Source organism: Kitasatospora sp. NPDC029367 (assembly GCF_055569135.1).
The window spans coordinates 23,738-36,421 of the sequence record NZ_JBVHYH010000085.1 but is presented as its reverse complement, the minus strand read 5'-3'; the positions used below and the strand labels follow the sequence as shown (position 1 = coordinate 36,421).

General features: G+C 71.8%; 10 protein-coding genes. 8 read left to right on the top strand and 2 right to left on the bottom strand.

Translation table 11 applies throughout. The features are described 5' to 3' along the window. Positions 1-191: 191 nt before the first annotated feature. Entirely contained in the window at positions 192-1,502 is a 1,311-nt protein-coding gene (locus ACZ4W5_RS32795) for a glycoside hydrolase family 6 protein (protein WP_360229327.1), read from the bottom strand. A gap of 75 nt (positions 1,503-1,577) precedes the next feature. Next, positions 1,578-2,555: a glycoside hydrolase family 6 protein gene (locus ACZ4W5_RS32790; protein WP_360229325.1), complete on the bottom strand. Its 978-nt coding sequence runs from the start codon at positions 2,553-2,555 to the stop codon at positions 1,578-1,580. A 208-nt stretch (positions 2,556-2,763) separates the two neighbouring features. On the opposite strand from ACZ4W5_RS32790, the gene ACZ4W5_RS32785 reads away from it, so the two are divergent. The 8 genes from ACZ4W5_RS32785 (at position 2,764) to ACZ4W5_RS32750 (ending at position 12,242) form a co-directional block, all read left to right on the top strand. Beyond that, entirely contained in the window at positions 2,764-3,777 is a 1,014-nt protein-coding gene (locus ACZ4W5_RS32785) for a LacI family DNA-binding transcriptional regulator (protein WP_465658645.1), read from the top strand. A 373-nt stretch (positions 3,778-4,150) separates the two neighbouring features. Next, the gene (locus tag ACZ4W5_RS32780) at positions 4,151-5,455 is read left to right on the top strand and encodes an ABC transporter substrate-binding protein (protein WP_360229321.1); all 1,305 of its coding nucleotides are present in this window, start codon (positions 4,151-4,153) and stop codon (positions 5,453-5,455) included. A 150-nt stretch (positions 5,456-5,605) separates the two neighbouring features. After that, a complete protein-coding gene (locus ACZ4W5_RS32775; protein WP_465658643.1) occupies positions 5,606-6,661 on the top strand; it encodes a carbohydrate ABC transporter permease in 1,056 nt (351 codons plus the stop codon). A 16-nt stretch (positions 6,662-6,677) separates the two neighbouring features. After that, on the top strand, positions 6,678-7,592 hold the full coding sequence (locus ACZ4W5_RS32770) for a carbohydrate ABC transporter permease (protein ID WP_465658641.1): 915 nt from the start codon (positions 6,678-6,680) through the stop codon (positions 7,590-7,592). 58 nt (positions 7,593-7,650) lie between these two features. After that, positions 7,651-9,075: a GH1 family beta-glucosidase gene (locus ACZ4W5_RS32765; protein WP_465658639.1), complete on the top strand. Its 1,425-nt coding sequence runs from the start codon at positions 7,651-7,653 to the stop codon at positions 9,073-9,075. A gap of 172 nt (positions 9,076-9,247) precedes the next feature. Then, positions 9,248-10,567, top strand: coding sequence for a DUF6271 family protein (locus ACZ4W5_RS32760; protein WP_465658647.1), 1,320 nt, complete (start codon positions 9,248-9,250; stop codon positions 10,565-10,567). Beyond that, a complete protein-coding gene (locus tag ACZ4W5_RS32755; protein ID WP_465658638.1) occupies positions 10,561-11,751 on the top strand; it encodes a type III PLP-dependent enzyme in 1,191 nt (396 codons plus the stop codon). Before ACZ4W5_RS32760 ends, ACZ4W5_RS32755 begins: the two co-directional genes overlap by 7 nt. Next, positions 11,748-12,242, top strand: coding sequence for a GNAT family N-acetyltransferase (locus ACZ4W5_RS32750; RefSeq protein WP_465658637.1), 495 nt, complete (start codon positions 11,748-11,750; stop codon positions 12,240-12,242). The genes ACZ4W5_RS32755 and ACZ4W5_RS32750 overlap by 4 nt, the downstream gene beginning before the upstream one ends. Positions 12,243-12,684 lie beyond the last annotated feature (442 nt).

Here is a 12,684-nt window from a genome sequence, read left to right as displayed (position 1 = left end):
CAGCCTTCGGCCGGGAGGTGCCCCCATCCTCCGCCTTGCGATGCACGCACCCTGACGCCGCGGTCTGGTCCGACCTGATCCACAAGACACGCCCTGACCCGGGGCTCGCGCCCGCCGACCGGCCTCACGGGCGGGCGAGGCGGGTCGGCAGGCGAGGGCCGGTCGGCGGGCGCGTGGTTGCCCGCCAACGGTCAGTCATGCGGGCGCCCCCACGGGGCGAAGGTCAGCGGCGGGTTGGCGTTGCGCACCAGGGTCCTGGCCTGCTCCGGCCACCAGGCGCCGGCCGCCGGGTCGACGGTGCCGTACTCGGGGTCGACGGTGCCGCCGGGGATGTTGCGGTTGCACTGGCCGTCCGACTGGCCGACGGTCTTGATCCACAGATAGGCGTCGACCAGCGGGGTTCCCGTGTTCGCGGTGGGCCGGTCGCCGAGGCCCCGGCCCGGCGGGTTGCACCAGGTCTGCGGGTCTCCGGCGTACTTGCCGGCCGGCGGGGTCCAGGGGCCCTGCCCGTTGCGCCCGGTGTCGACGACGAAGTGGGTGAGCTCGTTCACCGGCGGGGTGCCGACGTTCTGCTGGTACCACTGGTCGGTCCAGTGCCAGGTGCCGGGGTCGTCCACGTCGACCGCGTTGCCCGGTTTCCCGTCGTTGGGCGCGGCCGGCGAGTAGTACTGGCCGGCGCACAGGTCGGTGCGCCCGCGCGCGGACTCCGGCCCCTTGGTGGTGTACCAGAGGCAGTTGGACACCCAGGTGCCGTAGCGGTCGGACGGGCCGGTGGCGAAGAAGTTGGAGACGTTCAGCGAGAAGCCCTGGGCGTGTTCGACACCCGCGTCCAGCAGTCGCTTGGTGGCGGTGCCGACGCTCTGCCAGTGGCTGTTGCCCGCGTCGACGTAGACCACCGTGCCGGGCTGCCGCTCCAGGGCGTCGATGCCGTGGCGGAGGTCCGCGATGCGTCCGGCCGTGATCGCGCCCGTGGGGTCGGTGGTCGGGGAGCAGTCGGAGGGCAGGTTGGCGAGGGCGTCCGGTTCGAGGACGATCACGGCCTTGCTCCTGCCGATGCCGCGGGCCAGGGCCGAGATCCACGCCTGGTACTCCGCGTCGGACTGCGCTCCTCCGCTGGAGTACTGGGAGCAGTCCCGCAGCGGGACGTTGTAGGCCACGATGACCGGGACGGTGCCCGTCGCGGCGGCGCGGCGGACCAGGGTACGGGCCCGGGACTCCACCTCCGCGGGCGTGCCGTCGGTGAACCAGACGGCCTCCGGCCAGCTGGCGAGCTGGGCCATGGCGGTGGCGCCCGCGAGGTCGCCCTCCAGCAGCGAGCGGACGGCCTGCTTCGCGGCGTCGCTGTCCGGCTGGACGTAGAACCGGGTGTCGGCGGGCAGGGTGTGGCCGGAGGCCGGCCGGTCCTGCGCCTGCGCCTGCGCCTGGCCCGGTACGGCGAGCGAGGTCAGCAGGGCGGCCAGCGCAACCGGGACCAACGGGCGGGGGATGGTGCGAGGTCTCATCGGTTTCCTCAGGTGGGCCGCCCGGGGCCGGACAGGGCCAACAGCCGGCCCCGGGCGGGTGGATGTGATCCGGCGTCAGTAGCCGTAGATCAGCTTGTAGGCGACGTCGGGCACGAACTGCCCGGCGGTCGATCCGCTGCCGGTGCCGCAGTTGCCGTCGGACTCGCCGGGGGACTTGACCCACAGCAGCATCTCGGGGCCACCGCCGGCGCGGGTGGTGGGCGTGCCGATCCGGCGCCCGGGCGGGTTGCACCAGGTGCCGTCCGACCCGTTGCCGTTGCGGCTGGTGTCGACCACGTACGGCTTGGTGTACCCGTACGAGGACTTCAGCGCCGCGCTGACGTCGTTGCCGTAGGCGGTGTTCTGCCCCGTGGGGTAGAAGTTCGAGACGTTCAGCGAGAACCCGTGGGCCCCCGCCACTCCGGCGTCGGCCAGCAGCCTGGCCATGGCGGGGGCGCTCAGCCAGCCGGGGTTCCCGGCGTCCAGGTAGACCCAGGTGTTGGGGGCCTTGGCGTTGAACTGGGCGACGGCGTTGCGCAGCATGGCGTTGCGCTCGGAGATCTGGGCGGGCGTCATGCAGCTCTCGTGCCCGAGCGCGTCGGGTTCGAGGACGACCAGGGCGGGCCGGTTGCCGATGCCGCCGGCGAACGCGGCGATCCAGGTGTCGTAGTCGGCGGCGGAGCCCGCCCCGCCGCCGGACTGCCCGGCGCAGATGTCCCGGTTGGGGATGTTGTACGCCACCAGGATCGGCAGCTTCCCGGCGGAGGCGGCGGCTCCGACGTACGCGCCGGTGGCGGTCCCGATGGGGCCGCTCCAGTTCCCGAACCAGTGCGCGGCCGGCACGTTGGCGATCGAGGACCGGATGGCGGCGGTCCGGCCGTCCCCGGGGTGGGAGTTGACCCACTGCTGGGCGCTGGAGTCGGGGTCGGCGTAGAAGCCGCTGGTCATGCTGGTGGGGTCGGCCGCGTGGGCGGTTCCCGGGTCGAGCCCGACCAGGAGGGCGGTCAGCGTGGGTGCGATGAGCAGAGCCGTGCGGCGGCGTGGGCGGCGCATGGGGCTTCCTCCGCTTGGGGTGGGGTGGGGGAGGTGGAAGCGCTTCCATTGGCCAGATGATTGGGCGTCCCTGAGGCGATGTCAAGGGACCTCGTTTTACTTTTCCTTGGGCCCGAATCGCTATACAGTCCGGACTGGAAGCGCTTCCAGTCTGGCTGGATGTGAACGGTAACATTGTGCAACGGCTTCAAGTCGAGGTGAAGACACGATGAGGGACGATCCGACGCCCCGAAGGCCCACCCTGGACGAGGTCGCCGAGCGGGCGGGCGTGTCCCGCACCGCGGCGTCCAGGGTGCTGAACAACGCCCCGAACGTGAGCCGCGCCAAGCGCGAGGCGGTCCTGAGCGCGATCAGCGAGCTCGGGTACGTCCCCAACCCGACGGCCCGCGCCCTGGCCACCCAGCAGGCGGGGGCCGTGGCACTGATCATCTCCGGGGAGGACCCGGCGGTGCTGGCCGACCCGTTCTACGGACAGGTCATCGCGGGCGCCTCGACCGTCCTGGAGGAGACCGACCTGCACCTGGTGCTGTGCCTGGCGACCTCCGCCCGGGGGCAGGTCCGGGTCAGGCAGCTGCTGCGGGCGCGGGCGGTGGACGGGGTGATGCTGATGTCCCTGCGCGGGGACGATCCGCTGACCGGCCTGGCCCTGGCCGCCGGCGTCCCCGCCGTCTTCGGGGGAAAGCCGCTGCACCGCGAGGTCCCGTACTACGTCGACGTGGACAACGTGCTCGGCGCCCGGCAGGCGACCGAGCACCTGATCTCCCGCGGCCGCACCCGGATCGCGACCCTCACCGGACCGCTGGACACCGAGGTCGGCCAGGCCCGCAGGCGCGGCTACCTGGAGGCCATGACCCTCGCGGGCCTCCCCTACCGGGCGGAGGAGGGCGGCGACTTCACCGAGCGCGGCGGGGTCGTGGCCATGGAGGCGCTGCTGGCCCGCCATCCGGACCTGGACGCGGTGTTCGCCGCCAACGACAACATGGCGGCCGGAGCCCTGCGGGTGCTGCACCGTGCGGGCCGGGCCGTTCCGGCCGAGGTCGCCGTGGCCGGGTTCGACGGTCTGACGGTGTCCGAGAACACCGAGCCGCCGCTGACCACGGTCCACCAGCCGATACGGAACCTCGGCCGGGAGATGACCCGCATGCTGCTCGCGCTGATCGCGGGCGAGCGCCCGAGCCCGCTGATCCTGCCCACCACACTGGTCCAGCGCGACTCCACCTGACCCGCCGCCGTCGCACCGCCCGCCCCACCGCACCCAACCGCACCCCACCGCAACCGACCGCCGACCCACCGCTGCGCCGCCTCTGCAGCCCGGCCGGTCGGCCGCGCGCCCGACCGGCCGCACGACAGCCGACGATCCGTCAAGACCACCTCTTGACAGCCGCCCACCACCCGGAGCAGGGTGTCGCTCAGCCGCTTTTGGGAGCGCTCCCATCACACGCTCCGTGTTCTGCGCCCCCGATCATCCTCCGATCACGCCTCCGATCACGCCCCCGATCACCCTCCGATCGCCCCCGATCACGCCGTCGACCACGCCCTTCGGGCGGTCCCCCGCTCTCCTCGCGTACCTCCCACCCACCACCCCAGGAGATTCCATGTCCCCGCACCGCCGCTCCCGCAGAACCGCCGCCCTGGTCTCCGCCGTCGCCGTCACCGCGGTGCTGGCGACCGGGTGTTCCTCCTCCGGGTCCGGATCGGACGACGACCCGAACGCCAAGGTCACGCTCAGCGTGGGCGACTACGGCACCTTCGGCTACAAGGAGGCCGGGCTCTTCGACGAGTACATGAAGGCCCACCCCAACATCACCATCACGGAGAACACCACCACCGTGGAGGGCGACTACTGGACCGCCCTCCAGACCCGGCTCTCCGGCGGCGGTCTCGACGACATCCAGGCGCTGGAGGTGAGCCGGATCGCCCTGGCCACCTCCGACCAGCTCAACAACGCGTTCACCGACATGTCCAAGGCCCCGGGCGTCGAGAAGGACGCCTACCTGCCGTGGAAGTGGCAGCAGGCCACCACCTCCGACGGCCGCACCGTCGCCCTCGGCACCGACGTCGGCCCGATGGCGATCTGCTACCGCCAGGACCTGTTCGCCGCCGCCGGCCTGCCCACCGACCCCGCCCAGGTCAGCGCCCTGTGGGCGGGCGACTGGGCGAAGTACGTCGAGGTGGGCCGCCAGTACCAGGCCAAGGCCCCCAAGGGCACCTTCTTCATGGACACCGCCACCGGCCTGTACAACGGCGTGCTCTCCTCCAACTCCGAGCAGTACTACCGGAACGGCAAGCTCGCCTACAAGGACTCGGCCGGCGTGCAGAAGGGCTGGAAGCTGGCTTCCGAAGCCGTCCAGGCCGGAGTCAGCCAGGGGCTCAAGGAGTTCGACACCCCCTGGCAGACGGCCTTCTCCAACTCCACCTTCGCCACCACGGTCTGCCCGTCCTGGCAGCAGGCGAACATCGAGAAGTACTCCGGCCCCGCCAACGCGGGCAAGTGGAACGTCGCGCAGGCGCCCTCCGCCGGCAACTGGGGCGGCTCCTTCCTCGCGGTGCCGTCCTCCGGCAAGCACGTCGCCCAGGCCCAGGCGCTGGCCGTCTGGCTGACCCAGCCCGAGCAGCAGGCCAAGGTCTTCCAGAAGGTCGGCAACATCCCGGCCAACCAGAAGGCGTACGCACTGCCCGGCGTCACCGACTTCACCAGCCCGTACATCGGCCCGAACGCCCCCACCGGCAAGATCTTCTCCACCGCCGCGAAGGCCATCACGCCGGCCGAGACGGGCCCGCACCACGGCGACCTGCACGGAGCGTTCAGCAACGGCGTGCTGTTGATGGAGCAGAACCACAAAAGCCCCGAGGAGGCGTGGGCCGCCACCGTCAAGCAGGTGGAGAGCACCGTCCAGTAGCCGCGAGCGCGAAGCGCCGTACGGGCCGCGGCCGCACCCGGACCGTACGGCGGCGCGCGACACCACGGGCAGCCGGACCGGCTGCCCGCCCTCTCCCTCTCCCCTGCCCTCGCCCTCTCACCTGCCCCTGCCCCTGCCCCTGCCCCATCAATGACCGACGCGTCGAGCCACCCGGCGGCCGACACGGCACGGAGGAAACCTGTGGCCACCCCCACCCGCACGGGCCGGAGCGACCCGCCCGGCCCACCGCCCACCACCCCGACCCAGGCCCGCCGCCCGGCGCCGAGCGGCCTGCGCAGCCGCCTGCACCGCTGGGACCACCGCGTCTCGCCCTACGTGTTCGTCGCGCCGTTCTTCCTGGTGTTCGCCGTCTTCGGCCTCTTCCCGCTGCTCTACACCGGCTGGCTGTCACTGCACCGGGTCAGCCTCTACAACGTGGACAAGGCCGACTGGGTCGGGTTCCAGAACTACTGGGACCTGTTCTTCGGCGCGCCGAGCCACTACTTCTGGAACGCCCTGGGCAACACCGTCACCCTCGGCCTGCTGTCCACCGTCCCCCAACTGCTGGCCGCGCTCGGCCTCGCGCACCTGCTCAACTACAAGCTCCCGGCGCGCGGCTTCTTCCGCACCGCGCTGCTCGCGCCGTACGCGACCTCGGTGGCCGCCGCGACCCTGGTGTTCGCGCTGGTCTTCAGCCCCGAGGGCGGCATGGCCAACTGGCTGCTCAGCCTGGTGGGAGCGGGCCCGGTCCGCTGGGAGGCGGGCCCGTGGACCTCGCAGTTCGCCATCTCGGTGATCGTCATCTGGCGGTGGACCGGCTACAACGCGCTGATCTACCTCGCCGCGATGCAGGCGATCCCGCGCGACCTGTACGAGGCCGCCGCGATCGACGGTGCCAGCCGCTGGCAGCAGTTCCGCAACGTCACCATCCCCCAGCTGCGCCCCACCATCCTGTTCACGGTCGTGGTCTCCTTCATCGGGGCCACCCAACTCTTCGGCGAGCCCTACCTGTTCGGCGGCCAGAGCGGCCACCAGGGCGGCGCGGACCACCAGTACGAGACCCTCGGCGTCTTCATGTACGACCAGGGCTTCCACAGCAGCATGCTCGGCCGCGCCTCCGCCATCGCCTGGATCATGTTCGGCCTGCTCCTGCTGGTCGGCCTGGCCAACACCCTCATCGCCCGCCGCCTGCGCTCCGCCAAGTGAGCGGGAAGGAACGCCCATGACCACCGTCCCCGCCTCCGACTCCCCCGCCCGCCGTCTCCGGAAGGGGACGCCCCGGCCGCCGCGTGCCCGGGGTGCGGGCGGCCAGCACCGGGCCGGACCGTTCGCGCTGGCGACACTGATCCTGGTCTCGGTCGCCTCGCTGTTCCCGCTGTACTGGACGCTCGTGGCGGCCTCCAGCGACGGCCACCGGGTGATCGCCACGCCGCCTCCGCTGGTGCCCGGCGGGAACCTGTTCCACAACATCGGCTACGTCTGGGAGCACGCCGGAGCGCGCGGCATGGGCGTGGCGCTGCTCAACTCGACGCTGGTCGCCGGCACCGTCGCGCTCAGTACCGTGGCCTTCTCCGTGCTGGCCGGCTTCGCCTTCGCCAAGCTCCGCTTCCCCGGCCGCGGCGCGCTGCTCGCACTGGTGGTCTCCACCATGGCGGTGCCCGCCCAGGTCAGCATCGTCCCCCTGTTCATCCTGATGAAGCACCTGGGACTGGGCAACCAGCTCGGCGCGCTGATCCTGCCCACCCTCGTCACCGCCTTCGGCGTGTTCTTCATGCGCCAGTACCTCACCCAGGCCCTGCCCACCGAACTGCTGGAGGCCGCCCGGGTCGACGGTGCGAACTCGCTGCGGGTCGTGTGGCACGTCGTCGTCCCGGTCGCCCGGCCGGCGATGGCGGTGCTGGGCATGCTCACCTTCGTGCAGTCCTGGAACGACTTCCTGTGGCCGATCATCGCCGTGAACGGTGCCGTCAACCCCACCGTCCAGGTCGCCCTGGCCGGGCTGGGCACCGGCTGGTCCACCGACTGGTCGGTCATCACCGCCGGCGCGCTCGTCGGCACCCTGCCGCTGCTGCTGGTGTTCACCGTCTTCGGCCGACAGATCGTCGGCGGCATCACCCAGGGTGCACTGAAGGGCTGACCGTCCGTCACCCCCGCCCCGAGCCCCGTCACCCCCACCTCCTTGGAGCACGAACCCGATGACCGTGACCACCCCGTCCGTCCCCGTCCACCGCGCCCTGCCCACGGGCTTCGCCTGGGGCGCGGCCACCGCCGCGTACCAGATCGAGGGCGCCGTCACCGAAGGCGGCCGCACCCCCTCCATCTGGGACACCTTCAGCCACACCCCCGGCAGGACCGAGAACGGCGACACCGGCGACACCGCCGTCGACCACTACCACCGCTTCCGCGACGACGTCCGCCTCATGGCCGACCTCGGCCTCACCACCTACCGCTTCTCCCTCGCCTGGCCCCGGATCCAGCCCACCGGACGCGGCCCCGCCTCCCAGGCCGGCCTCGACTTCTACCGCGCCCTCACGGACGAGCTCCTCAGCCACGGCATCACCCCCGTCGCCACCCTCTACCACTGGGACCTCCCCCAGGAGCTGGAGGACGCCGGCGGCTGGCCCCACCGCGACACCGCCCACCGCTTCGCCGAGTACACCGCCCTGGCCGCCGAAGCCCTCGGCGACCGGATCTCCACCTGGACCACCCTCAACGAGCCCTGGTGCAGCGCCTTCCTCGGCTACGGCTCGGGCGTCCACGCCCCCGGCCGTACCGACCCCGCCGACGCCCTCAAGGCCGCCCACCACCTCAACCTCGGCCACGGCCTCGCCGTCGGCGCCCTGCGCGCCGCCCTCCCGGGCGCCTCCCGGATCGCCGTCTCGCTGAACCTGCACGCCGTCCGCCCGCTCAGCGACCACCCCGACGACCTGGCGGCGGCCCGCCGGATCGACGCCGTCGGCAACCGCGTCTTCACCAGCCCCATGTTCAAGGGCCGCTACGACGAGGACCTCCTCAAGGACACCGCCCACCTCGTCAGGTGGGAGGAACTGGTCCACGACGGCGACCTCGCCGAGATCTCCCGCCCCATCGACCTGCTCGGCCTCAACTACTACAACCCCACCGTGGTCTCCTCCGCGGCGAACGCCAGGAACCTCGCGCGCCACGACGGGCACGGTGACAGCCCCCACAGCCCCTGGCCGGGCGCCGAGGACGTCGCCTTCCACCGCGCCAACGACGACCTGACGGCGATGGGCTGGCCGATCGACCCGACCGGGCTCTCCGACACCCTCACCGCCCTGCACCGGGAGTTCGGCCTGCCCCTGCTCGTCACCGAGAACGGCGCCGCCTTCGAGGACGTGCCCGACGCCGACGGCGCCGTCCACGACCCCGAGCGCATCCGCTACCTGGAGAGCCACCTCGGCGCCGTCGCCGACGCCATCGAGGCCGGCGCCGACGTCCGCGGGTACTACCTGTGGTCCCTCCTGGACAACTTCGAGTGGGCGTACGGGTACGGCAAGCGCTTCGGCATCGTCCACGTCGACTACGCCACCCAGCAGCGCACCCCCAAGTCCAGCGCCCACTGGTACTCCCAGGTCATCCGCCGGGGCGGCCTGGCCTGACCCCCCGTCTCCGCAGTCAGTCACCCGTCCACGGGTCGTTGCCCGGCATCTGCGGGCCGGGCAAAGGCCCGTGGACGGGGCTTCCACCCGAGCGTGAACATCCCCGACGGCACGGGAGCGGCACGGCGCCGTCACGCCGACGAACAGAGGAACACCGTTGACCGCGTCCGGCTTGCGCAAGATCTGCCTGGCCCTGCCCACCCACCGAGAATGCGTCGCCACCATCGCCGCGGTGGCGGCGGAGGCCTCCTACGCCATCGACCGGTTCGACGTCGAGGTCGTGTACGTGATTCTCGACTCCTCCGACCCGGCGACCTTCCGTCGGCACGCCGCCGCCGTCGACGCCCTCCCCAGCACGGCGAAGCTCACCGTGCTGCACCTCGACGAGGAGAGGCAACGCGACTTCCTGTCCGGGGTGGTCGCCCGCTCCGGGCACCCGCAGCCGGAGCTGATCATGGATCTCATGCTGCCGAAGGCGGTCTCCTACGGGGCGTGCACCAATCGTGCCTTCCTGATCGCGGCTTCGCTGGGCTGCGACTCGGTGCACCGGCGCGACTCGGACATCGAGTTCCAGAAACACGCCATCGGCCCGGTCTTCCCCGTGCACCACGAACTGATCGCACTGGGCAGGCCGGCCGCCGAAGTCGCGGCGTACGTCAGCGAGGTGGATCTCGACCCGGCTGACCGGGACAAGCCCGTGGTGACCGTCGGCGCCTCCTACGTCGGCGAGATGTCGGTCGACATCGCGGAGATCAAGCAGCTGAACCCGCAGGCGTACTACCACATCGTCAGCCTCTGGGCCGCCGAGGGCACCACGGAGGAGGACAAGCGCGCGCTCGTCGCGGAGTCGTTCACGGGGGCCGCCGACGAGCCGTTCGTCCAGGACCACTCGATCCTCTGCCTCGTCGACCCGATGCGGGTCGACATGGGCAACATCAGCTACCACCGGGTGCACGAGGAGATCCCGTTGCCGCCGATGACCGAGACCATCGGCAGCGACTACTTCCTCATCCACCTGGTCCCGGACAGCCGCCTCCCGGGTGTGCTCCACAACCGGCACGTCGTCAACCTGCACACGCCCGACCGGAAGACGGACGCGGCCTTCCACCCCTACCACCTCCGGCTGGCGAAGTTCTTCCTGTCGATGCGCTACCTCCATGTGATCTACCAGCGCATGCGGGAGGAGGGGCAGCGCCTGCTCGGCCCCGGGTACCGGATCCGCGCCGAACGCATCGCCACCATCGTCCGGGAGGCCGCCCGGCTCGATCAGGCACCGAACCTCCGGCGGCTCGACCAGCTCGAACTGGCGTACCGGACGCTGGGCGGACGCTATGCGGTCTTCGCCGAGCGCCTCGGGGCGTGCCGCGACCAGCTCCTGGCCGAGGCCGAGAGGGACATGACGGACTTCGCCCTGCTGATCGACGCCTGGGCCTGCCTGGTCGCCGCGGCCAAGGCGGCGGGCCGGCCCGCCGGGGAGTCCGGCCGATGCTGATCAGCTCCGAGTTGCGAACCGCTCTGACGGCGGCCACCGACGACGAGATCCTCTTCGATCTCGCCGCCGTCGACACCGGCCTGGCCCGCCTCCTCCGTCAACTGCCGGGCGTGGAGGTGCGCTTCGCCGTCAAGGCGTGCCCGGTCGACGAGGTGCTGGAGGTGCTGGCCCACGGCGGTGCGGGCTTCGACGCCGCGAGCCCGCACGAGATCGCCCAGGCGCTGCGCACGGGCGGTGACGCCCGTCTGATCCACTACGGCAACACCGTCAAGTCGGATCAGGACATCGCCGCCGCCCACCGCATGGGGGTGCGCGAGTTCGCCACCGACAGCGTTCCGGACGTACGGGCCATCGCCGCGCACGCCCCCGGGGCGCGGGTGTTCTGCCGCCTCGCCACCACCGGCGCGGGCGCCCTGTGGCCGTTGAACGGAAAGCACGGGTGCAGCCCGCAGGACGCGGTGACGGTGCTGGAGACGGCCCGTGCGTACGGCCTCACCCCGAGCGGACTGTCCCTGCACGTGGGATCGCAGCAGATGGACCCGGGTGCGTGGAGATCCGCCGTCACCGCACTCACCGAGGCGATCGCCGTGCTGCGGGAGTGTGGTATCCACCTCGACCACGTCAATCTCGGCGGAGGCCTGCCCGCCCTCGGCTACCGCGACCGGCAGGGGAAACCGCTGCGCCCCGACCTGGACGGCATCCTCGCGGAGCTGCGGGACGGCATTCGGCGGCTCCGCCGCGCGAGCGCACGCCCGCTTCGCTTCGTCCTCGAACCGGGCCGCCACCTCGTCGCCGACCACGGCGTGATCCGGGCCCGCGTCGTGCGCCTCACCGAGCGTCAGCAGAGCGACGGGAAGCGCCGGCACTGGCTCTACCTGAGCTGCGGCCGGTTCAACGGGCTCTACGAGATGGACCAGGTGCAGTACCCGCTGGTCTTCCCGACGCACCGCGGCGGCCCCACGGTACCGGCCGTCATCGCCGGTCCGACCTGCGACAGCGACGACGCGTACGCGGCAGCGCATCCCGTCCCGGTGCCGGCCGCCGTCACCTCGGGCGACCCGGTGTTGATCCTGACGGCCGGCGCCTACTCGGTCAGCTATCTGACCAGCGGTTTCAACGGCTTCCCGCCGCTGCCCCACCGCGCCGTGCGCGCCGCTGTCCTGGACGAAGCGGGCAGCCGATGACCGTCGTGCCCCGTCCCGTCACCGAGGAGGACTGGCCCGGCATCGTGGCGCTGGAGACCCAGGCCTATGCGGGAAGCGGCCTGTCGGAGTCACCGGAGGCTCTCCTGAGCCGGACGAACCGGAGCACCTCCTACGTCCTCGCGGACGGACGGCGGATCCTGGGCTACGCCCTGTCCCTGCCGTACCCCCGGTTCCGCTTCCCCGATCTGGCCCACGCCGACACGACGCCCTTCGTCTCCACCAACCTGCACCTGCACGACCTCGTCATCGGACCCGGCCACCGCCGACTGGGGCTGGGCGGGCGGCTCCTGGACCATCTGCTGGCCGAGGCGGGCCGGCAGGCGTACGAGGTGGTGTCGCTCGTCGCCGTGGGGGACGCCGCCGGTTTCTGGGCGGCGCGCGGCTTCCTCCGGCATCCCGAGATCACGCTGCCGGCCGCGTACGGCCCGGGGGCGACGTACATGTCCCGGCTCCTCCGAGCAGAGGACTGAGCGGAGGGCACGGCGATCGCGTGGCCGAAACTTTCGGGGCATGGCATGGCGCTTTCGTCAAGTTGGTCGCAGAAAAATGCCCTGGTGAACGTGAGTTCAGCTGGTGTGCATCGCCGTCACCGGCCTGACCTGCGCATTCACGGGAGGGGTACGGCCGAGGGCGGAACGAATCTGTCGCTCCTCCTGTCGAAAGTGTTGACACCTTGTCGGGAGCAGGCCAACACTGTCGCCGTCGGCACGTCCCAGCGGCGCCTCGGATCGATCGACGCCGCCCGTCCGCCAACTGCTGGCGGACGCAGGCGTGTTGACGACAGGTCGGTTCTGCGCGTTTCGCCGGGCGACGGCACCCACCCCTTCGCGGCCGCCCGGCGGCTCAGGACCGCCACCACCCCCATCCCCCCGACAGGACGGATCACGCTCGTGAACCTCCCCCTCTCCCGGA

Excerpts from the sequence above, each read along its gene's own strand:
- ACZ4W5_RS32790 (WP_360229325.1), bottom strand. The coding sequence starts at position 2,555 with ATGCGCCGCCCACGCCGCCGCACGGCTCTGCTCATCGCACCCACGCTG.
- ACZ4W5_RS32765 (WP_465658639.1), top strand. The coding sequence starts at position 7,651 with ATGACCGTGACCACCCCGTCCGTCCCCGTCCACCGCGCCCTGCCCACG.
- ACZ4W5_RS32755 (WP_465658638.1), top strand. The coding sequence starts at position 10,561 with ATGCTGATCAGCTCCGAGTTGCGAACCGCTCTGACGGCGGCCACCGAC.
- ACZ4W5_RS32750 (WP_465658637.1), top strand. The coding sequence starts at position 11,748 with ATGACCGTCGTGCCCCGTCCCGTCACCGAGGAGGACTGGCCCGGCATC.
- ACZ4W5_RS32785 (WP_465658645.1), top strand. The coding sequence starts at position 2,764 with ATGAGGGACGATCCGACGCCCCGAAGGCCCACCCTGGACGAGGTCGCC.
- ACZ4W5_RS32770 (WP_465658641.1), top strand. The coding sequence starts at position 6,678 with ATGACCACCGTCCCCGCCTCCGACTCCCCCGCCCGCCGTCTCCGGAAG.
- ACZ4W5_RS32780 (WP_360229321.1), top strand. The coding sequence starts at position 4,151 with ATGTCCCCGCACCGCCGCTCCCGCAGAACCGCCGCCCTGGTCTCCGCC.
- ACZ4W5_RS32775 (WP_465658643.1), top strand. The coding sequence starts at position 5,606 with ATGACCGACGCGTCGAGCCACCCGGCGGCCGACACGGCACGGAGGAAA.
- ACZ4W5_RS32795 (WP_360229327.1), bottom strand. The coding sequence starts at position 1,502 with ATGAGACCTCGCACCATCCCCCGCCCGTTGGTCCCGGTTGCGCTGGCC.